The sequence below is a fragment of the Brevibacillus reuszeri genome (assembly GCF_002897295.1).
Lineage (GTDB): Bacteria > Bacillota > Bacilli > Brevibacillales > Brevibacillaceae > Brevibacillus > Brevibacillus reuszeri_A.
Genome location: NZ_BEXF01000116.1, coordinates 1 through 686, shown reverse-complemented (window position 1 = coordinate 686; position 686 = coordinate 1). Strand labels below are relative to the sequence as shown.

General features: G+C 45.6%; 1 protein-coding gene. It reads left to right on the top strand.

Going from position 1 to position 686, the window contains the following annotated elements:
* Nucleotides 1-686, top strand: a 686-nt coding sequence (locus C3B52_RS35715; protein WP_164685090.1) for a tyrosine-type recombinase/integrase, incomplete at both ends; no start/stop codon positions are given.

Sequence of the window (686 nt, the reverse complement as noted above, 5' to 3'; positions counted from 1 at the left end):
TGGGGTCTCATGAAATCGCCAAAATCACTACTGCCCAGGTCGAGAAGTTTTATGTCGTGTTGTCCGAGGATAAGGGCTTATCTAGCCGAACCATCCTGGATATTCACAAAATCCTTAAGAGCTCATTCGAGGCTGCTATGAAGAGGAAGTATGTCTCATCTAACCCTGTAAGGGATGCTGAAACACCGAAAGTAATAAGCAAGGAAATGGGCGTCTGGTCAATCGAAGAAGTAAGCCGATTCCTCGAACACGCTCGGAACGACCGCTATTACGTTGCATTTCATCTTGCTCTTGCAACTGGAATGAGACAAAGTGAAATTCTCGGTCTTCGGTGGAAGGATGTTGACTTCGATAATGAAGTGCTGAATGTAAGACAGACACTCAGTCACGACGGAAAGGAGCTTCTAACGCAAACCAAAACCAAGAGCAGTTCCAGAACCATTTCAATCGATACTAGGACACTGAATGCTCTACTGAAACAAGAGCGGTTCATCTTAAAAGAGAAGCAAGCTGCAAGCATCGCGTATCAGGACAATGATCTTGTCATATGTACAGCCAAGGGAACGCCAGTATCGCCTAGGAACCTGCTACGGACTTTCTACAACATCATTAAGATTGCCGAAGTTCCCAAAATTAGATTCCACGATCTGAGGCACACCGTAGCAACACTCATGCTGATGGACGGA